Here is an 18,866-nt window from a genome sequence, read left to right as displayed (position 1 = left end):
GTGCTCTGCTTGCCCGTGGCGGCTACTCGCCCTCTACCCGAACAAGTCTTCTGCAGGCGGCGGAGACGTGCTCACCCTGTGCGGTCTGTGAGGGCATACGTGCCGGCGACTCGCAGCAAATCGAGGCGTTGAGCGTCGATGCTGCCCGCATCAGCGCTGTAGGCGACGATCTTCAGATCTTCTCCGGGAACCAGGAGTACGTCGCAATCGACTGTGACGTTGCCGACTGAGGGGTGCTGGATCGTTTTGCGATCAGTGGCGTGCACTGCAGCTGTCCCCCCTGCCCACAGCGTGGCAAAGCGCGGACTTGCCTTTCTCACCTCTGCGATGAGGGAGGCCAGTTGTGTGTCGTCACTGTAGTTGGCTGATGCAAGACGGAGGTCTGCTACAAGGGCCGCCTCCATTGCTTCCGATCCTCGCTCTGAGTGCACGGGCCATGGGGCCGCTCGCGTTTCGGCTTTGCCTTCGCCAAGGAAGGTGGCTCGAACGAGATTACGTTCGGTTGTCGGCCTGTCCAGCGGGTCTCCGAGAAGCAGCGCCCAGAGGGCAGTCCAGTACAGGAGCGTCCAGTCGGCGGAATAGATCGCGAGAGGAAGTTCCCCGAGCCGTGCGACGAGTCTCTGCACTCCGGGCGGCACGTGGGAGGAGATAGTTCTGCTGGCTGGAGGTAGAAGACCCGCGAGCCGGTAGAGGTGATCGTGCTCGGTTCGGTTGAGCTGTAGGCTCCGGGCGAGCGCGGCAACTACCTGCATTGATGGGTTACGCGCTCGTCCTTGTTCGAGTCGTACCACGTAGTCCACGGACACGCCGGCTAACGCAGCGAGATCCTCGCGCCGTAAACCATGCGAACGGCGTTGTCGACTGTCAGGAAGTCCCACATCGGCGGGCTGAAGCCGGTCTCGCCATGTGCGCAGGATCTGGCCGAGCGAGTTGTCGTTCGCGGTCACCGCTCCATTGTCCTCCTCTTCTTCCGCCCCGTCGTGGTACTGCGAGTCCTACCGCCGAGCAGGGCACTGGTTGTCATCCCGTTGCCGGTCGACGATATAGCCGTTCCCACTTCACATCGCTCGAGGTCGCACAGTCACGAACTCGGCATCTACTGCCCCACTCGGAGGAACGTCCATGGAGAACAAGACTCGGGATTACCCGTCGGCACGGCCGAGCGGACCACTGAACGGGAAGGTCGCGATAGTGACCGGAGCACCCCGCAGCATCGGGCGAGCAATCGCACAGGCACTGACCGCCGACGGCGCATCCGTTGTCGTGCACTACAGGAGCCGCCGCGACGAGGCCGAGGAAACCGTGGCGTCGCTTCGATCCCGGGGCGCGCAGGCACTCGCAGTCCGGGCCGATCTCACTGAAAGCTCCGAGGTTTCAGCACTGTTCGCGGCGACAACGGCTCACTTCGGCGGTGTCGATATCGTCGTTGCGAACGCCGGCGTCACTGCACCCCTTACTCCCTTGGCCGACGTCACGACCGAGGAGTTCGACCGGCTACTGGCGGTCAACACTCGCTCGGTCTTCTTCGTGCTCCGGGAGGCGGCGAGAACCATCCGCGACGGCGGCCGGATCATCAACATCACCTCCAGCACGGTCAAGTTCACGCCAGCCGGGTTCTCCGCATACGCAACCACCAAAGCCGGTGCGAACGTGACAGTCGGCGTGCTCGCAAACGAACTCGGCAGCCGTGGTATCACAGTCAACTCGATCATGGTCGGCCCAGTGGCTGCCGGATTCCTCGCCGCCGACTCCGAAGTCGTCGCGGGAGCGCCGACAGGCATGATGGAATCGCTCGCCGCGGCCGCGCCCATGGGACGACTCGGGCATCCCTCGGACATCGCGGGCATCGCGGCCTTTCTCGCGGCCCCCGCCGCCGGCTGGGTGAACGGCCAAATTCTCTTGGCCAACAATGGCGGATCGATCTGATTCCGATGCGCATTCATCACGATCTCGCTGCCATCATTCACGCATCCGCAACGGAGGTATGGGCACTGGCCGGCAACTTCGGCAACATGTCCTGGCATCCCACAGTGACCGGCTGCACCATCGTCGACGGTGACGCGCAATCCCCCGGCGCAATCCGCGAGATTCACCTCCAAGATGGCTCACGCATTCTCGAGCGCCTTGTCGAGCTGGATCACCAGGGTCGGAGTTTCACCTATTCCTTCGTCGGGACTCCTCCGATTCCGGTGAGCGCCTCCCGCACCTCGGTCACCGTCACCGCACTCCCGGCCGGACTGGACGCCCGCACGCGCGTTGCCTGGCACGGCGAATTCGAAGTCGCCGATGACTCCGCGCGGGCAACAGTCGAACACGTCAACTGCCAGATCGTCTGGCCCTCCACCGTTGATGCTCTCGCATCGACCCTCGGCGTCGAGTACTCATTCGACGTCCCCTCGCAAGGAAACACGAAAGGCAACGCCACGTCATGACCACCACCACTACCGGGATTCTCACCGGCAAAGCGACCCTCATCATCGGCGCCAGCCAGGGCATCGGCGCCGCCGCCGCCCGCCACTTCGCAGCCGAAGGAGCGCGCCTCGTGCTCGGAGCACGAAACCTCGAGGCCACAACAGCTCTTCGTGACGAGTTGCGCGCGCAGGGCCATCACGCCGAGTCCGTCTTCGTGGACGTCACTGACGGTGACACGATCGCGGCCGCCGTCGCTCATTGTGTGGAGACGTACGGCCGGCTCGATGCAGCGTTCAACAACGCCGGCTTCAATACGCTGGACAACTTCCACGACTACAGCGACGAAGATTATGACCGCGTCCTGGCGGTCAACCTCAAAGGCACGTTCTTGTCGATGCAGCACGAGATCCGAGCGATGCTTGCCTCGGGAGGCGGGTCCATCGTCAACACGAGCAGCGTAGGCGGATTCGTTGGCAACTTCGGAATTGCACCCTACATTGCGGCGAAGCACGGTGTTATCGGTTTGACCAAGGCGACAGCTTTCGAGTACGGCCAGAGCGGGATCCGCATCAACGCCATCGCGCCGGGATCCACCGCCACCGAGATGCTCATCGGCGGGCTCGCGCAGACGCCCCCCGACATCGCCGCCAAGTTCAATACCGCCAGCCCGATGAATCGAATGGGTCGACCTGAGGAGATTCCTCCCGCGGCGGCCTGGCTGCTTTCCGATCAGGCCAGTTTCGTCACCGGCATCACGATGCCCGTCGACGGTGGGTACCTCGTTCCGTAGCTTGCACGGCTCGGTGAGGAGGCCGCATCCACGAATGCGGCCTCCTCCCTGAGCGGTTACCCTCGCACGGTTATCCGGCGACACGGCACTATTGGCACCGTCCCGGCAGATCGCCGCTGGCACACTCAGCCCGGCCGCTCCCTTGGGCCACCGTCCGGTGTGCATCTCGCAGGGCGGCGCACGCCGCGCTGCTTACCTTGGTTGGCGACACATGGGCGGCTCGCCGAATCGCTTGTGAACAGGTTCAGGTGCTCGCCCGCAGATCCACCTGCAGCACCTGTTCGTCTCCCGGTGCAATAAGCCCCCGAAGGACGTGTTTGAGTATCTTCCCCGTTCCGGACTTGGGCAGTTCGCGAAAGTAGATTTGTTTGGGTGTCTTGAAACCTGCGAGTTGGGTACGTGTGTAGGAGATGAGTTCCTCGGTAGACACGTCCGCGCCTGGCCGCAGCGCGACGACGGCCACCGGAACTTCGCCCCATTTCGGATCAGCGACACCGATGACGGCCGCCTCGGCGACCGCGGGATGGGACGTGAGTACGTGTTCGACTTCGACCGTGGCGATGTTCTCTCCGCCGGAGATCACGATGTCTTTTGCGCGGTCCCGGATTTCCACCGATCCGTCGGGGTGCATGACACCGAGGTCGCCGGTCTTGAACCATTCGCCGATCCGGGCGGCCTCGGTCGCTGCGTCGTCGTTGTAGTAGCCCAGCATGACGGTGTTCCCTCGGACCGCAATCTCCCCGAGAGTTGCGCCGTCAGCGGCGACGTCGGCGATCGGGGCGTCGTCTTTCTTGCCGACGGTGTCCAGGACCCTGATTCCTGTGCCGACGATGTTGGAGTTGCCCTGCACGGCCATCGCTTTGGAGAGATCGGTATGGTTGAGGGTGGTCCATTCGGGGCGTGGTTCGTTCACCACAGCAGGGCCGAAGGTTTCGGTGAGACCGTAGAGGTGGGTGGTGTGGATGCCGAGTGCGGTCAATTCGGACAACAGTGTGGGGGACGGCGGCGCTCCCCCGGTTCCTACCTCGACGATTCTGCCGAGAGGCCCGTTGTCTACCTCTCGATGTTGTGTGAGGTTGGTGAGGACGGTGGGAGCGGCGTTGAAGTGGGTGATGCCCCCGCTGCGCAGATGGGCCCATACGGTGTCGGGGTCGGGGCGATCGAGACAGACCTGTGTTCCTGTGGCGGCGGTGATTGCCCAGGGAAAACACCAGCCATTGCAGTGGAACATCGGCAGGGTCCACAGGTAGACGGTCTTGAGTCCGAGTTTGGCGTGGTGGGTCATGGCAAGCGCCTGCAGGTAGGCGCCGCGGTGGTGATACATGACGCCCTTGGGCCTGCCGGTCGTGCCGCTGGTGTAGTTCAGCGAGACGAGGCTGCGTTCGTCCTCGACCGTGCGTGCGTATTCGGGTCCGTCCGCGTCCATTACCTGTTCGGCAGCGAGGGTCCGGATGCCGAAGGATTCTGCGGCTGCGCTGAATTCGCTATCGACCAGGACGAGTGATGCGCCGGAGTGCTCGACGATGTACTTCAGTTCCGGGGCGGCCAGGCGGTGGTTGAGGGTGACGAGCACGCCGCCGGCCAAGGGAACGGCGAAATGCGCGAGCAGCATCAGCGGGGTGTTCGAGGCCAGGACGGCGACGCGGTCGCCCGGTTTGACTCCGTGGCCTGCGAGGGTGCCGGCCATGCGGCGGGCGGTGACCGCGAACTCGCCGTACGACCACGACTGGGCGTGGTAGGTCATGGCGGTGCGATCGGCGTGGATGGCCTCCGCGCGTTCGAGAAAGTTCAGGGGTGTCAGGACCTGATCGCCGAGATGAGCGGTCACAGCACGCTTCTTTCAGAGTCGGTGACATCGGGGATGTCGAGTACATGGCCCATGCGGTCGCGTTTGGTACGGAGGTAACGGACATTGTCGGTGGTCGCGTTGGTCGAGAGCCCGACGCGGGCGAGGACCTCGAGCCCGTCGGTGGTCAATGCCGCGCATTTGGCCGGATTGTTGGTCAACAGGCGCACTCTGCCTACTCCGAGTTCCCTGAGGATGTGGGCTCCGACCGCGTACGAGCGGGCGTCTGCGGCGAGGCCTTGGGCGAGGTTGGCGTCCACGGTGTCCATCCCGCGGTCTTGCAGCGCGTAGGCGTGGATCTTGTGCGCCAAACCGATGCCACGGCCTTCGTGCCCCCGCAAGTAGATCACCGCGCCGCATTGCTCTTCACTGACCGCCATCAGTGCCTGCTCGAGTTGGCTGCCGCAGTCACACCGGGTCGAGGCGAGGATGTCGCCGGTCAGGCATTCGCTGTGCAGGCGCACGAGGGCACCGGATTCACTCTCGGCGGCCGCGGCCACGTCGCCCATCACCAACGCCAGATGCTCGACTCCGTCATCGCTCGACCGGTACGCGATTGCCTGGAACACGCCGAAGGCGGTGGGCATGCGCGAGGTCGAGAGTCTGTCCACGGGTCCTGTTTCCGGATGCAGGGAGTGCGCGAGGTCGGCGATGGTGACCACGGGCAGCCCATGGCTGGCCGCGAATCGGCGCAGATCCGGCCCCCGCCGCATCGAGCCGTCCTCCGCGACGATTTCCCCGATCACCCCGACCGGAGCACGGTCGGCGAGGGTGAGTAAGTCGAGTGCGGCTTCGGTGTGCCCAGGCCGCTCCAGGACACCTCCCGGGCGGGCGCGAAGCGGGAAGACATGCCCGGGGCGACGGAAGTCAGCGGGGACACTGGTCGAGCGGGCGAGGGCGCGCACGGTCATCGCGCGGTCGCTGGCGGACACCCCGGTCCCGGCGCCGATGTGGTCGACGGTGACGGTGAAGGCGGTCTGGTGGGTGTCGGTGTTCACCGGCACCATCGGCGCCAACTCGAGCTGATCGGCTCGTTCGGTGGTCATCGGAACGCAGAGGATGCCGGTGGTATGGCGGACCATGAAAGCTATCTGCTCGGCGCTGACGGTGTCGGCACCGGCCACGAGGTCGCCCTCGTTCTCGCGATCTTCGCCATCGAGCACGACGACCATGCCGCCGGCCCGTAGCTCCGTGACGGCCCGGTTGACCGCGTGTTCGCCTGCCCGATCGGGGGTCACCGGTGCTCCTGGCCGAGCAACATGTGGGTACCGAAATCGCGGCGGAAGTAGGTGAGCGGTGATCCGTCGTGGGCGACCGCCTCACGAACTTCGCCCAACACGACGATGTGGTCGCCCCCCTCGACGAAGGAGGACGCGTCACAGACCACCCAGCCCGGCGCCCCGGTCAAACGGGGAACACCACCGACCAGGGTCCACGGTGTGTCGGCGAATTTGTCGGTCCCCTTGCGGGCGAAGGCCGTTGCTGCCGCCGATTGGGCGCTACCGAGGATGTTGACGCCGAACCTTTTGCCGCGCTGAATGATTCCGAGGAGCTCGGAGGTGCGATCGAGCGAAACCAGGACCATGGGGGGTGCCATCGACAAGGACGCGAAGGCGCTGACGGTCGTCCCGTGCGGTCGATCCCTGTCCATCGCCGTCACCACCGAGACCGGGGTGCAGACCGCCGCCATCACCTCCTTCAGTGATGCTGCGATGTCCTCGTGCGGTGTTGTCGAGCATGTCGTCATGTTCTTCCTCCTCGCTACGTCAGCGGATGTGGTTGACGAGTCGAGTGACGCCGGGGATGTCGATGGTCAGCACTTCCCCGGGCTGTAGGTATCGGGGCGGATCCTGTCGGTAACCGATCCCGGCCGGCGTGCCGGTGGCGATGATGTCTCCGGGGGTGAGCGTCGTCCACGTGCTGACATATTCGATGACCGAGGGAATGTCGAATACCAGATCCGCGAGAACCCCGGCCTGTACCCGGTTGTCGCCGAGGTAGGTGTGTACTTCCAGGGCGTTCGGGTCGGCGATCTCGTCCGCCGTGACCAGCCACGGGCCGACCGACCCGGATCGGTCGAAGTTCTTTCCCGCTGTGGCCTGGGTTCCGTGGAGTTGGAATTCCCGGACACTGTTGTCGGCGAAGGCGGTGTAGCCCCAGACGTGGTGCGCCGCATCTCGGGCTCGGATGTTCCGGCCGCCGCGGCCGATGACGATCGCGATCTCCCCCTCCCAGTCCAAACTGTCGGACGCCGGGGTTCGTTCGATCGGCTCCCTGTGCCCGACGAGCGACGAGGGGAAACGGACGAAGAAGGTGGGATGTTGCGGCGGTTCCTTATCCATTTCGACGGCGTGGTTGTGGTAGTTGAAACCGACGCAGAGGATCCGCCGTGGATCGGTGACCGGCGGTAGCCAGCGGGTGATCCGGTCGAGATCGATCACCGGGCATCGGCCCAGGTCCTGCTCGGTCAGAGCAGCGAATTTGTCGATGTCGACGTCTGCGGTCACCACACCGGTGAGCCCGGTCACGTCTCGCGGGCGGCCGTCTGCGTCGAGGACGATAGTCCGCGGATCACCGTCCTGTTCGACCGTGGCCACTCGCATCAGAAGGCCTTTTCTTCGGTGAGGATGGTCGATGCCTGACCGAGGAGGGTCTCGATCCGGTCGATGCCCGTCGATGTGGGCGTAATGAGCGGGGACCGCACGTGCGGTGAGGCGATTCGTCCCTGCTGGTGCAGGACCCACTTGGCCGGTGCCGGATTGGTCTCCACGAACAGCAGGTCCACCAGCGGGTGCAGCGCGTAGTGAAGTGCGCGGGCACCGTCGTGATCACCGGCTGTCCACAGTTCGTACATCCGCGCGACCGTGTGGGGGGCGATGTTGCTGACGGCGCTGACGAATCCGACACCGCCGAGTGCCAGCAGGGGCAGGCAGAGCAGTTCGATGCCGGACCACACCAAGATGTTCTCTCCGGCTTGGTGAATCACCCGGGAGAAGTGTTCGAAGTCTTTCGTCGTTTCCTTGATACCAACGATGTTGTCGAAGTCCCGGTAGAGGCGGGCGACCGTGGAGGGGTCCAGCTCGACGGCCGTTCTCGAGGGAACGTTGTACATGATGATCGGCAGATCCGGGAACTCCCGTGCGATGGTGGCGTACCACCGGTACAGCGCCTCTTGAGTCGGTCGCGCGTAGTAGGGGGTGATGATCAAGGCCGCATCGGCGCCGGCGGCATGAGCGGCCGCGGTGATCTCGAGGGTTTCGTCCAGCTTGGCCGATCCGGTCCCGGCGATGAAGGGAACACGATCATTGTTCTCGTCGGCGACGACGTCGATCGCCTCGATCCGCTCGGCGACGGTCTGCGCGGCCGGCTCCCCGGTGGAGCCACCGATCGACAGTCCGTGCGATCCGGCCGCGATCTGCCACTGGACCAGTCGGCGCAGGCTTGCCGTGTCGAGCGCTCCGCTATCGGTGAACGGGGTGATCAAGGGTGCGATCGATCCGGTGATCAGTGCGGTGTCGGTGCGGAATCTCATGCCAGTGCTCCTTCCCGGTTGGTTGACTCGAGCACCGTTGCAGCCACAGCCAGATCGGCCAGCCCCATCCCGAGTCCTTTGAAAATCGTCAGAGCGGGGTGCAATGGACGTGCCACCGCACCGGTGAGAAGGTCGCCAAGGGTCTTGACGGGGGTCCAGTCCTCGCCGTAGTACTCGGTCAGTTCCCGGGATGATCGACGTGCGTTGGCGACGCTGTCGACGACCGTCAGGTCGGCGTCGGCTAGCAACGCAGGATCGAACTCGGCGTTGCTCGGCAAGATCGCGCCGACTGCATTGAGGTGTGTTCCCGGGGACAACAGTCCTCGTGAGAGGAACGGTTCCGTCGCCCGGGTGATGAGGGTGACGATGGGGGCCCCGTCGACGGCCTCTGCGAGTGTGGGGGCCACGACGGCGTCGATGCCGAGGTTTTCGCGCACCGCTGCGGCGAAACCGGTCCTGCTGTTCTCGGAGCGGCTCCACACCCGTACCCGGGTGATCGGTCGGACTGCACATACCGCAGCAACTTGTCCCAATGCCTGCCGCCCACTGCCTATCAGGGCGAGCTCGGACGCATCGGGGGCACTCATCAGGCGTGTCGCCAATCCGGAGACCGCCGCGGTACGCAGTGCACCCAGCGCACCGGCCTCGAGCACCGCACGGGGGGTACCGGTGGTGGCGTCGAACAGCGTCATCAACGCCGAGGCACCTGCCGGAGTGTTGACCCAGGTTTTGAACGCGACGAGACCGGCGCCCTCGTCATAGGCGCCGAGGGCGTGCGCACTGCTGGCCGGCTCCCAGGTCGTCATCGTTTTCGGGATGTTTCGGGCGGTGCCGTCGACTTCACGGGTAATCGATCGGGTGACCGACTCGATGGCGTCGAGGATCGAGACCCTTTCGTGTACTTGCTGTTCCGTTATCCACGGTACGTTCATCGTGTTCCTTGCCAGTTGTGTGTTCGAGGGCGGACACGCCCGTGCAATCGGTGCGCACGGGGTGTGTGGTCCTCGTTCCCGCGGAACGGATCAGCGATCCATACCACTGGGGCTGTGATGCACCTAACAATAGAGATTCCGTGGTATAAAGCAAATATCAACATATCGATACACGCATCACCGATTACTTATAGAGGGACCATGGAAGCGCAACTGTCGCTCAAACGTCTGGAAGTGTTCCGGCTCGTCGTGGAAGAGGGAAGTGTCACGCGAGCCGCGGAAGTGCTGATGGTCGCCCAGCCGGCCGTCTCGGGACAGTTGCGGTCACTTGAATCATGGCTTGGCGCAAAGTTGTTCGTCCGCCGCGGTAACCGCATGTTGTTGACAGAAGCGGGCGAACGCGCCAACCAGTGGGCGAAGGAGATGTTGGCCTCGGCGGCCCAGATCAGGCGCGACGTCGACGAACTCGGATCGGGGCGAGGCGGCGCCGCGTCCATCGCATCGAGCATGGCGGTGGGCAGCTACCTCCTACCGCCGATTCTGTCCCGGTTCCAGCGTGGCCGGCCCGGTGCGGACCTCACCCTTTCCAGCTCGCAACCCAACGAAGCGTTGCGTGCGGTGGAAACCGGTGAGGCGGACTTCGCCGTCGTGACCTGGGATCAGCGGCATCTCCCGGACACCATGTCCTCCGAGCTCGTCCGCACCGAGCCAATCACCCTCTGCGCCGGGCCAGGCCTCGTCGCCCCATCGGTAACGCTGTCCCTCGACGAGGCATTGGCGCTGCCGTTCGTCGGAGCGCCGCGGGAGGTGATCTACCAACGCAACCTGATGGAACAGCTCACCCGGCTCAGCGACGTCGAACCGAATTTCATCATCAGATTCGGGCATGCCGAGCCGATGAAGCAGGCGGCCGCCGAGAACGCGTGGGCGATTTTCGCCCCGCGCTACGTCGTCGAATCCGACCTTGCCGCGGGCCGACTACAGGAGTTGGCCGTTCCCGGCCTCGAACTCACCGAGCGTGTTGCGTTGTTGTGGCGGCGGGACAAGTTCTTCTCGCCGCTGCAGCAGGCAGCCGTCGACGAGATCCGCGCGGCGCTCCGATCGCGGTGACGCTGCGGTCACGCATTGTCACCACGACCAGTTCCGCTCCTGCGGCGGCGACCAGACTCCCGCTTCCCGCAGATACGGCAACACCGGTGAGAACGACTCCAGCTCCTGCGGACTCCATAGAGGAAAGTTGATCAGCACATTCGATGTCGCCGTGGTGCGCTTGAGTGAAATGATCTTCTCCGCGACCTGTTCGGGGGTTCCGATCAGCTGCAGAACCGATCCGGCACCGCCGAACGCGCGGGTGGCTTCCCCCTCGCCCATCTTCTCGTACATCGACCGGGAGGATTCGATCGATCCGAGCACGTCAGCGGCGATCTCCTTGGTGGCCTCGACGTTGAGAGTCTGCAGCAGTCGCGCATATTCCTCCTCGGCCTCGCCCTCGTTCGGGCGCACGATCGCCATTGAGAACGGACACGTTCCCACCGTTCGTTTACTACTTTCGGTCAGCGCGGCCAGCCGACGATCGACCTCGCGCACCAACTCCTCGGTGTTCGCCAACGTCACCAACTGATCGCAGAACCGTGCAGCGAACTCGGCGCCCGCCGGAGAGGCGCCCGCACTGACCATCAAGGGGTGTGGATCCTGCACGGGGCGGGGAGTTTTGATTCGCCCGGTCACGCGGTAGTACTTGCCGTCGACGTCGATGGGTTCGTGCTCGGTCCACAGTCTTTTGACGATGTCGACGAACTCGGCTGCCATGACGTAACGCTCGTCGTGGTCGATGAACGGCTCACCGAACAGTGCCGCCTCGTCGGCACTGAATCCGGTCACCACGTTCCAGCCCCACCGCCCGCCGCTGAACGCATCGAGTGTGGCGCCCATTCGGGCGACATGGGCGGGCTTGTGGTGAGTGGTGTGGAACGTGGAGATGACGCCGATGTGCTCCGTCGTTGCCAGCAGGGCCATGGCCAGCAGCGGCGCGTGATACGCCGGCGACTGGTGCCCGAACTCCTCGGCGACACGTTGGTGCCCGGACCAGTTGTCGGCGATGAACAAGGAGTCGAAGCCCACCCGTTCGGCCGCCTGGGCGAGTTCGACCAGGTTGGCTTTCGTCATCGCCGGTGTTCGCCGAGCAGCTTCGTCCGAGTACAGGAAGTTGGTCTTTCCGCTGGGAAAGAAGTACCCGAGGCTCAGCTGCGAAGGGTCTTCGGTTCTCGGCTTCATGGTGGTCCTCTTCGAGTGCTGCGGGAACGCCCCGCACAAGATGGATAGTGATCACAGTCACACTAACGTTTCCTCGGAATAAGACAAGATTCATCTTTCTGATGAATATATAAGGATTGAGTTATCCACTCCCATTTTCGGAATACGTTCCGTCTTATGCCCTCATCTCAAATTTGATAATTGTTTTATATAGCGATGTGGTCTTAGTGTGACCTGGAGCACTGATTTCGAGGGCGGGCCGACGCGAGCCCACGAAAGGACTGGACCATGTCCGCTATCGACGCGGGAGACCGGATACCGCATTGCCCGGTGCTGGAAACCCTAACGACAAAGACAGCCGAGGACGAGCAAATGGTCTCGCCGACTGAAGGATTCGAATTCGATCGCGTGACCCGGGTTGGGACGACACGAGCCTCTGGGACACGTACATCGAACGTCTACGCCATCGGCGGCGTCGCCCGCTGGTTCAACCCCCGTTACGGCAAGGAGATGCGGGTCGAGCACTGGACCAACGCCCGCGAGCACGCCGGGATCGCCGCGCACAACATTGGAAATCCGAATTCGCCCCTGCCACGCCGCGGCGACGGTCCCGTTCGTTTGGTCGAACCAGCACGTAGGCGACCCGAACCTGACCGCGGTGGACGTCGACGCAGTGCAACTTTCCCACTCCGCTCGCGTGTTCGCCTATTCGCGTGACGGAATCACGGTGGGGCCACTGGGCTTCCAAACCAAAGGGCGCCTGGGCATCCCGCAACTCGCCGGTCCCGTGAGGATCGGCAAGCAACATATCGACCAGCGGGCAGCCGTGATGCACGCCGACCACATCTACCACTGAACGAGGACGTGTCATGACCGCACCGCCCACCGATCGTCCTGACCCCAGCACGAGCACGCCGCTGCTCGCCAGCCCCGCCGAAACACCCGTCATTGCACTGCGGCAACGGCGCAGCCTGATCGGTGTCACACTCGGGAACGGTCTCGAAGTATTCGACTGGACCTGCTACGCAGTATTCGCACCCTTCTTCGCCAAGGCACTGTTCAACCCGCAAAACGCCACCTCGGCGTTGCTGTCCACCCTGGTGGTATTCGGTGTCGGATTTGCGATCCGTCCCTTCGGCGGACTCCTCTTCGGGTGGATGGCCGATCGATTCGGCCGCAAGCAGTCACTGCTCGTCGCGATCGGCTGCGCGTCGACCGGGATGCTCCTCATCGGTCTCACACCGACTTACGCCTCCGTCGGTGTTCTCGCCGGCGCAGTCCTTCTCGTCGCTCGGCTGCTTCAAGGCCTCGCACACACCGGGGAAGTCGCGGCCGCCTACACCTACATCGCCGAAGAAGCACCTCCCGCCCGGCGAGGCCTGTGGTCCTCCGCGATCTATGTCTCCGGATTCCTCGCGATCATGGCCGCCACCATCATCGGCGCCCTCCTGACCACCGCTCTCAGCGAGCACCAAATGGCCACCTGGGGTTGGCGCCTGCCATTTCTCCTCGGCGCCGCCCTCGGCCTGGTAACCCTCTTTCTCCGCCGCGGGATGGAAGAAACCCACGCCTTCACATCCGCGACCGCGGCCCCCAACCGGAACGCCAGCTCGCAACGCTCTCTTGTTGCGAATCTCTGGACCTACCGCGCCTCCGGGACACGCGTGTTCCTGCTCATGGCATCGGTCACCGCCATGTTCTACGCCTGGGCAGTGAGCGGACCCACCTGGGCAATCTCCGTCGCCCACCTCGACCCCACCGCAGCGTTGTGGGCCGGCGTGATCGCGCTCGCCGTCAGCGCTTCGGTCCTACCGCTGCTCGGTTCCCTGTCGGACCGGATCGGTCGACGCCGCAGCTTCTACATCTACGGTCTCGGCGTCGCCGTCACCGCCTTCCCCCTCGACCACCTCGCCCGACAAGGCGCATGGCAATTCGGTCTGGCCATGACGATCGCGCTCGTGCTGTTCGCTTTCGTCGCCTCGATCCTGCCGGCGGTCCTGTCCGAACTGTTCCCGACCGGCGTACGCGCCTCAGGCATCGCCATGCCGTATGCGCTCTCGGCTGTCGTGTTCGGCGGAACCGCCCCTTATCTGCAGCAGTGGACCGCGCAACACGACGTTGCCTTCTTGTTCGTCGGCTACCTCGCATCGGCCGCTCTTCTCGGCGCCCTCGTCATGCGGTTCACCCCCGAGACTGCCGGCATATCCCTCGAACCCACCACACCCGATCGCACCGATCCGATCCAGGAGAAGAAATGAGCCCGCACGCCCACCTGCTCGACAGTCGCCAGGCACCCCGATACCAGCGGGATCAGTGGTCTCCGCTGATGATCAGCGCCACCGAGATCGACACCGCCTTCGCCGCACTCGAGGCAGGCGAACCCGATGACAGGGGCCGCCGCGAGATGCTGATCGTGCATCCACAAGCCCCGAAAGGGGTCCGCGGCCTTGCCCCCGCTACACAGGTCAGCCTCGGTGTCCTCCTCCCCGGGGAATCCACCGTCCCTGTCCGCGCCAACACCACCGGTCTATCGATGTGTCTGGCCGGCAACGGCACGGTCAGCATCGGGGCCCGCACCATCCGCGTGGTCCAGCAAGACGTGTGGACCAAGCCGTCGATGAACCTCGAGGCGCTGACAAACAACGGCACCACCGCCTTCAGGTATCTGCGCTACACCAACGCGGCACTGCTGGAAGCCATCTCCGCATACTACGAAGACTTCGGCAGCACCGCCGAAACCCACGACCACAATGTCGACTCCGGACCCGGGCGCCGCGCGAAAGACCTCGCTCCCGCCATCGCGTTGGGCGATGACGGCAGCCAACTCCTGCCCTACGAACACATCATCGACCCCGACCCGATCACCGACTCCCCCCTCCTCTTCGCCTGGTCAGAGGTCAGCCAACACCTCAGCGGGGTCCTCGGCCTCAAAACCGGCTACACGGGTCGGCCACTGTATTGCCTGTACAACCCCTCCACCGGACGCCTCAACGGCACCACACCCTCGTTCTTCGCCACCATCACCGCGATCGGCGGCGACTTCGCCGGCGGAACCCACCGGCACATGAGCTCCGCCATCAACTACCACTTCGCCGGCACCGGATACAGCATCGTCGAAGGGCAACGCTTCGACTGGTCCGCAGGCGACCTGATGCTGTCCGCACCCGGATGGGCGGCGCACGCACACACCATCAGCGGTGAAGGAGCCCGCATCCTCACCGTTCAAGACCACCCCCTGCACACCTCCACGGGATCGCTCGTCTGGCAAGAAGACATCGACAACGGTGAAGTCTTGGCTCTCGGAACACAAACAGGATTCGAGACAAACCTCGCCGAGTACGCCGCCCAGCAGTAGACCGTCCAAACGACAGGCTAGTCGTCAATGCAACGACGGACGTCCCCATGGTCTGCCAGACGCACCGAACCCGCTCCGCGCGGGCGGGTTCGGTACCCGCCGGGTCGAGGCACAGAACACCCGGTGTCGAGAATCGACCCCGGGCGGAACACCGGACGGGTCTGCCTTCACAGCCGTCGATCCCTAACACGGCTTTCACAGATTGAACATCCGCATGAGCAATGAAACCCGACGTGGTGGAAGCGCCGACAGAGGTTCGAAATCCGCCGCCCGCCCGTGCGACGATCAACTAATCCTCGAACTCGCCGTCGAATGGCTGCCGTTCGACGGACCATCGTCGGAAGATATTTGGGTGCAGTTCGGGATCGATCGAACGCAATTCTGGGAGCGCATCTCGTGTCTACTCCGTTACCGGCGATGGACGTGGCTTCTGGACGCGCCCACAGCGCTCGCTCTCTCCGAGCAGGCCACAGCAATGTTGCGGACACGCCAGCACTCGCCGGAAGGAAAGGAAAAGACGATAACCCCCCGGTACCAACCGGGACCTCATCTTCGGTGAGAGGACATCCGCAAGCGGGCATTGGTCACGGCGAAGCACCGTCCCCGGGAGTGCAGATGGGATCCAACACCGACCTCGCCGGATGGCCGGTTCCCGATAAACCTCGACACCGACAATTTCAGAACCTACCGCCACGACGTCGCTATCGGCAGACCGAGTTGCGCACGCCCCGATACAGGAGAAATACCGTCCATGATCGACAACCCGACCCTCACGGCCAAGGCCCGATTCACCGGAACCCTCTTCGAACGCGACGATGAGGGCTATGAGAATGCACGCATCGGCCGGGTGTTCCACAGTCGATATCCCGACCGCTTTCCCCCGGCCGTCCTGATGGCCGAAACCGAGAACGACATCGTTGAGGGCGTTCGGTTGGCCAAAGAACGCGGCTGGAAGGTCGGCATAAGGTCTGGCGGACACAGCTTCCCGGTGTGGGGCGTGCGGGACGATGCCCTGCTGATCGACCTCGGCGGCTACAAGGAAATTTCTCTCGACGAGAACACCGGCGCCGTCAGCGTGACCCCGCCCGTCCAGGGCGGCAGCGAGCTGGGCGTCTACCTCGAGCAGTTCGGGCGGTTCTTCCCCGGCGGGCCGTGCCCGACGGTCGGTATCGGCGGCTTCCTGCTTCAAGGCGGCATGGGATGGAATCATCGGGGCTGGGGCTGGGCGTCAGAGCAGGTTCTGGCGATCGATGTCGTGACGGCCGACGGCGACCTTGTTCGTGCAGATGCGGAACAAAACTCGGACCTTTTCTGGGCGGCCCGCGGAGCGGGGCCCGGGTTCTGCGGGGTCATCACCCGGTTCCACCTCCAGACCCGGCCGTTACCCAAGGCCCTTACCGGGACGATGCAGATCTATCCCGTGGAGCGGTATGCCGAGATTCTCGAGTGGCTCTCCGAAGCGCAGAAGGACATCGCGCCCAGCGTCCATCTGGTCGCGGTGTCGATGAATCCACAGTTCGAAATCCCCGGCCACGCGGGAGGCTACGTCTTCGCGGTTTGGGGACTCGCCTTCTGTGATACCCGAGAAGAGGCCGAGCAGGCGCTGGCACCCCTGGCGACCGCACCCTACTGCGAGCACGCGCTGATCATGAACAATGCTCAACCCACGACGATGAAGTCCGAGTACGAGTTCGTCGACGTCACCCATCCCAAGGGCTTCCGCTACCGGGTCGAGTCAGCCTGGGTCGAAGGACCGTACGACGAGATCGCCGCGGCTGCACAGACGCTGGTCATGGACCGGCCCAGCAACGAGCCCGGCCATACCTTCTTCCAGTACACCCTTCCCCACGAAGGACCCGACCAGGCCATGTCGTTGATGACCGAAATGATGGTCGGGGTGTACATCATCTACAGCGACGCAGCGGATGACGAAAAATACCGGCAGTGGTCGCTCGGAGCGATGAAGCATTTGGAGCCCTACACGAAGGGTCAGTACTGGGGCGACTCCGACCAGCAACACCGCAGGGTGAAATGCCTGAGCGATGACGCGTGGGAGCGGCTGCAGGTGATCCGTGCCGACCGCGATCCGGAGGGCGTCTTCGTCGACTACCTGGCCGGTGCCGGTGGCTACCAGAACGTCAACGAATGGGAAACGCCTGAGGGCGCAGACCTCTCACCCACACCATGAGCCAACCCTCCTGAAAGGCACGTTGAAATGGATCTTCACAACAAGACAGCAGTGGTCATCGGAGGCGGAGACGGTATCGGCAGAGCCGGTGTTCTAGCGCTCGCGCGCGCCGGTTGTGATGTCGTCGTCGCCGACATCGACCAGTCCGCAGCCAAGGCGGTTGCGTCCGAGGTCGAGGGCCTCGGGCGGCGCTCTCTCGCGGTCGCCTGCGACACCACCCGAACAGAGGATCTCGCAGACCTGCACCGTCAGACGACCGAGGTGATGGGCCAGACCGACATCGTCTGGAGCCATGCAGGCACCTCGGTAGCCGGCCCGCTGGAGCAGATCCCTCTCGAGCGGTGGGAGCATGTTCTGGATGTCAACGCTGTCGGCGTTGTCCGTGCCTTCCTCGAATTCGGGCCCGAAATGGTGGCCCGAGGCCATGGCCACCTCATCGTCACCTCATCGAGCCTTGGGCTGTTTCCTGAACAAGTCCCGTTAGGGGGTGCCTACACGTTGTCGAAGTCCGGTCTGATCGGTCTCGCCCGCACGCTGAACGCCTACCTCTCACCGCAAGGCGTGGGCGTCACCTTGCTCTGCCCGGACATCACCAACACTCGGCACACGCTCGAAGTTCCCCTAGTTGGCATACCGACCGAGGTCTTCGAAGCCGGACTCGAACTGGAGGCCCTTCAGAGCCCCGACGAGGTCGCGGACGCGTTGCTCGCCGGCTTGCGCGATGACACGTTCCTGGTCTCGCTCACCCCGGATGTCCGACAGAGGCTGCACGACGACATCGACCAGATGACGGGGCGCGGACAGGTGCCAGACGATGCGGTGATCGTCCAAAGTGGACGCCTCGTGATCGAGGAGGACCTCCATGACCGGGCCAGCGCCGCCATCAGGGAACTAGTGGCGAAATCGGTCCACGATGCGGGCAACATCTCGTTCGCCATCAGCGCTGACCTAGTGGAACGGGGGGTCTTCTACGTCTATGAGGAATGGGAGTCGCAGTCAGCGCTCGATCAGCACGCCGATTCGGAACATGGCCGGGCCTTCGTCGGGATGCTCCCCTCCCTAGGAATGCGGGAGTTGTCGCTGCGAGTCCACCGGGTGGAATCGAGCCAGGAAGTTTCGATCCCGGTCTGACGCCATACCGCCGACCGGCATGCACACCGCCGGTGCATCGTCGCCTCCAAGCGGGGGTCGGTCGGCGACCCGGCGAGCCACACACACGAGTCCACGGGCCAGGGCGCGGTCCCGTACTCGTTGCGCACTCCCCTCTCCGCATCTCCGCCGTTTCCTCGGTGTAGGACCTGAGCCTGGTGGTCAGCTCAAGCGCCTAATAGGTCCACCGTGGCCGGCGGCGTGATCCGGCGATGTTCGATCCCGACTCACCATTCTCCTGCGCCGGGCGGTATCGAGCACACACACTGCCGATCACGCCCGGCTCGCGAAATAGCATTGGCTTGCAATCGAAGTCGCGTCCCGGGCGTGCGTGCTGTGGACTGCCGGCCTGGACCATGACAAATCGCCGATCATGCCTGCCGACCGTTTCGTTCTGGCTGAAACCGGT

At 64.1% G+C, this 18,866-nt stretch carries 18 protein-coding genes; 9 read left to right on the top strand and 9 right to left on the bottom strand.

Features of this window, described 5'->3' with window-relative positions; translation table 11 throughout:
* Positions 1-71: 71 nt before the first annotated feature.
* On the bottom strand, positions 72-947 hold the full coding sequence (locus tag AZG88_RS44220) for a helix-turn-helix domain-containing protein (RefSeq protein WP_061701255.1): 876 nt from the start codon (positions 945-947) through the stop codon (positions 72-74).
* Positions 948-1,122: 175 nt separating this feature from the next.
* Between AZG88_RS44220 and AZG88_RS44215 the strand changes: the two genes are divergently transcribed.
* From AZG88_RS44215 to AZG88_RS44205, 3 genes are read left to right on the top strand one after another with little or no spacing between them, the layout of a single operon-like run.
* A complete protein-coding gene (locus AZG88_RS44215) occupies positions 1,123-1,926 on the top strand; it encodes an SDR family oxidoreductase (RefSeq protein ID WP_061701254.1) in 804 nt (267 codons plus the stop codon).
* A 5-nt stretch (positions 1,927-1,931) separates the two neighbouring features.
* Positions 1,932-2,432 carry an SRPBCC family protein gene (locus AZG88_RS44210; RefSeq protein ID WP_061701253.1) on the top strand — a complete coding sequence of 167 codons (501 nt, stop codon included), beginning with the start codon at positions 1,932-1,934 and terminating at the stop codon, positions 2,430-2,432.
* Positions 2,429-3,202: an SDR family NAD(P)-dependent oxidoreductase gene (locus tag AZG88_RS44205; protein WP_061701252.1), complete on the top strand. Its 774-nt coding sequence runs from the start codon at positions 2,429-2,431 to the stop codon at positions 3,200-3,202. The genes AZG88_RS44210 and AZG88_RS44205 overlap by 4 nt, the downstream gene beginning before the upstream one ends.
* 244 nt (positions 3,203-3,446) lie before the next feature.
* Here the strand turns inward: AZG88_RS44205 and AZG88_RS44200 are convergent, their stop codons facing one another.
* Genes AZG88_RS44200 through AZG88_RS44175 form a run of 6 tightly spaced genes read right to left on the bottom strand, consistent with a single transcriptional unit; the run spans position 3,447 to position 9,512 of the window.
* A complete protein-coding gene (locus AZG88_RS44200) occupies positions 3,447-5,030 on the bottom strand; it encodes an AMP-binding protein (RefSeq protein ID WP_231914411.1) in 1,584 nt (527 codons plus the stop codon).
* On the bottom strand, positions 5,027-6,286 hold the full coding sequence (locus AZG88_RS44195; RefSeq protein ID WP_061701251.1) for a bifunctional 3,4-dihydroxy-2-butanone-4-phosphate synthase/GTP cyclohydrolase II: 1,260 nt from the start codon (positions 6,284-6,286) through the stop codon (positions 5,027-5,029). Before AZG88_RS44195 ends, AZG88_RS44200 begins: the two co-directional genes overlap by 4 nt.
* Complete coding sequence (locus AZG88_RS44190; RefSeq protein WP_061701250.1) at positions 6,283-6,795, bottom strand: flavin reductase family protein; 513 nt, start codon at positions 6,793-6,795, stop codon at positions 6,283-6,285. The genes AZG88_RS44195 and AZG88_RS44190 overlap by 4 nt, the downstream gene beginning before the upstream one ends.
* Before the next feature lie 19 nt (positions 6,796-6,814).
* The gene (locus tag AZG88_RS44185) at positions 6,815-7,651 is read right to left on the bottom strand and encodes a fumarylacetoacetate hydrolase family protein (RefSeq protein WP_061701249.1); all 837 of its coding nucleotides are present in this window, start codon (positions 7,649-7,651) and stop codon (positions 6,815-6,817) included.
* A complete protein-coding gene (gene dapA / locus AZG88_RS44180; protein ID WP_061701248.1) occupies positions 7,651-8,580 on the bottom strand; it encodes a 4-hydroxy-tetrahydrodipicolinate synthase in 930 nt (309 codons plus the stop codon). Before dapA ends, AZG88_RS44185 begins: the two co-directional genes overlap by 1 nt.
* On the bottom strand, positions 8,577-9,512 hold the full coding sequence (locus tag AZG88_RS44175; RefSeq protein ID WP_061701247.1) for an ornithine cyclodeaminase family protein: 936 nt from the start codon (positions 9,510-9,512) through the stop codon (positions 8,577-8,579). Before AZG88_RS44175 ends, dapA begins: the two co-directional genes overlap by 4 nt.
* Before the next feature lie 201 nt (positions 9,513-9,713).
* Here AZG88_RS44175 and AZG88_RS44170 point away from each other — a divergent pair, with 201 nt between their 5' ends.
* Positions 9,714-10,622 (top strand): LysR family transcriptional regulator, encoded by a 909-nt coding sequence (locus tag AZG88_RS44170; RefSeq protein WP_061701246.1) that lies wholly within the window; start codon positions 9,714-9,716, stop codon positions 10,620-10,622.
* 18 nt (positions 10,623-10,640) lie between these two features.
* Here AZG88_RS44170 and AZG88_RS44165 read toward each other — a convergent pair whose 3' ends face one another.
* Positions 10,641-11,786, bottom strand: a complete 1,146-nt coding sequence (locus tag AZG88_RS44165) for an LLM class flavin-dependent oxidoreductase (RefSeq protein WP_061701245.1) — start codon at positions 11,784-11,786, stop codon at positions 10,641-10,643.
* 637 nt (positions 11,787-12,423) lie between these two features.
* On the opposite strand from AZG88_RS44165, the gene AZG88_RS44160 reads away from it, so the two are divergent.
* From AZG88_RS44160 to AZG88_RS44135, 5 genes are all read left to right on the top strand, one after another.
* Positions 12,424-12,621: a hypothetical protein gene (locus AZG88_RS44160; protein WP_061701244.1), complete on the top strand. Its 198-nt coding sequence runs from the start codon at positions 12,424-12,426 to the stop codon at positions 12,619-12,621.
* Between the two features lie 13 nt (positions 12,622-12,634).
* Entirely contained in the window at positions 12,635-14,023 is a 1,389-nt protein-coding gene (locus AZG88_RS44155; protein ID WP_061701243.1) for an MFS transporter, read from the top strand.
* Positions 14,020-15,120 carry a hypothetical protein gene (locus tag AZG88_RS44150; protein ID WP_061701242.1) on the top strand — a complete coding sequence of 367 codons (1,101 nt, stop codon included), beginning with the start codon at positions 14,020-14,022 and terminating at the stop codon, positions 15,118-15,120. Before AZG88_RS44155 ends, AZG88_RS44150 begins: the two co-directional genes overlap by 4 nt.
* A gap of 751 nt (positions 15,121-15,871) precedes the next feature.
* Complete coding sequence (locus AZG88_RS44145) at positions 15,872-17,308, top strand: FAD-binding oxidoreductase (RefSeq protein ID WP_061701241.1); 1,437 nt, start codon at positions 15,872-15,874, stop codon at positions 17,306-17,308.
* A gap of 27 nt (positions 17,309-17,335) precedes the next feature.
* The gene (locus tag AZG88_RS44135) at positions 17,336-18,439 is read left to right on the top strand and encodes an SDR family NAD(P)-dependent oxidoreductase (protein WP_082833641.1); all 1,104 of its coding nucleotides are present in this window, start codon (positions 17,336-17,338) and stop codon (positions 18,437-18,439) included.
* Between the two features lie 193 nt (positions 18,440-18,632).
* Here the strand turns inward: AZG88_RS44135 and AZG88_RS54805 are convergent.
* A partial coding sequence (locus AZG88_RS54805; protein ID WP_231914410.1) for a hypothetical protein occupies positions 18,633-18,866 on the bottom strand: 234 nt, incomplete at its 5' end.

Source organism: Rhodococcus sp. LB1 (assembly GCF_001583455.1).
GTDB classification, from domain to species: domain Bacteria; phylum Actinomycetota; class Actinomycetes; order Mycobacteriales; family Mycobacteriaceae; genus Rhodococcus_F; species Rhodococcus_F opacus.
The sequence above is the reverse complement of the archived record's forward strand: the minus strand, read 5'-3'. Positions and strand labels throughout refer to the sequence as shown.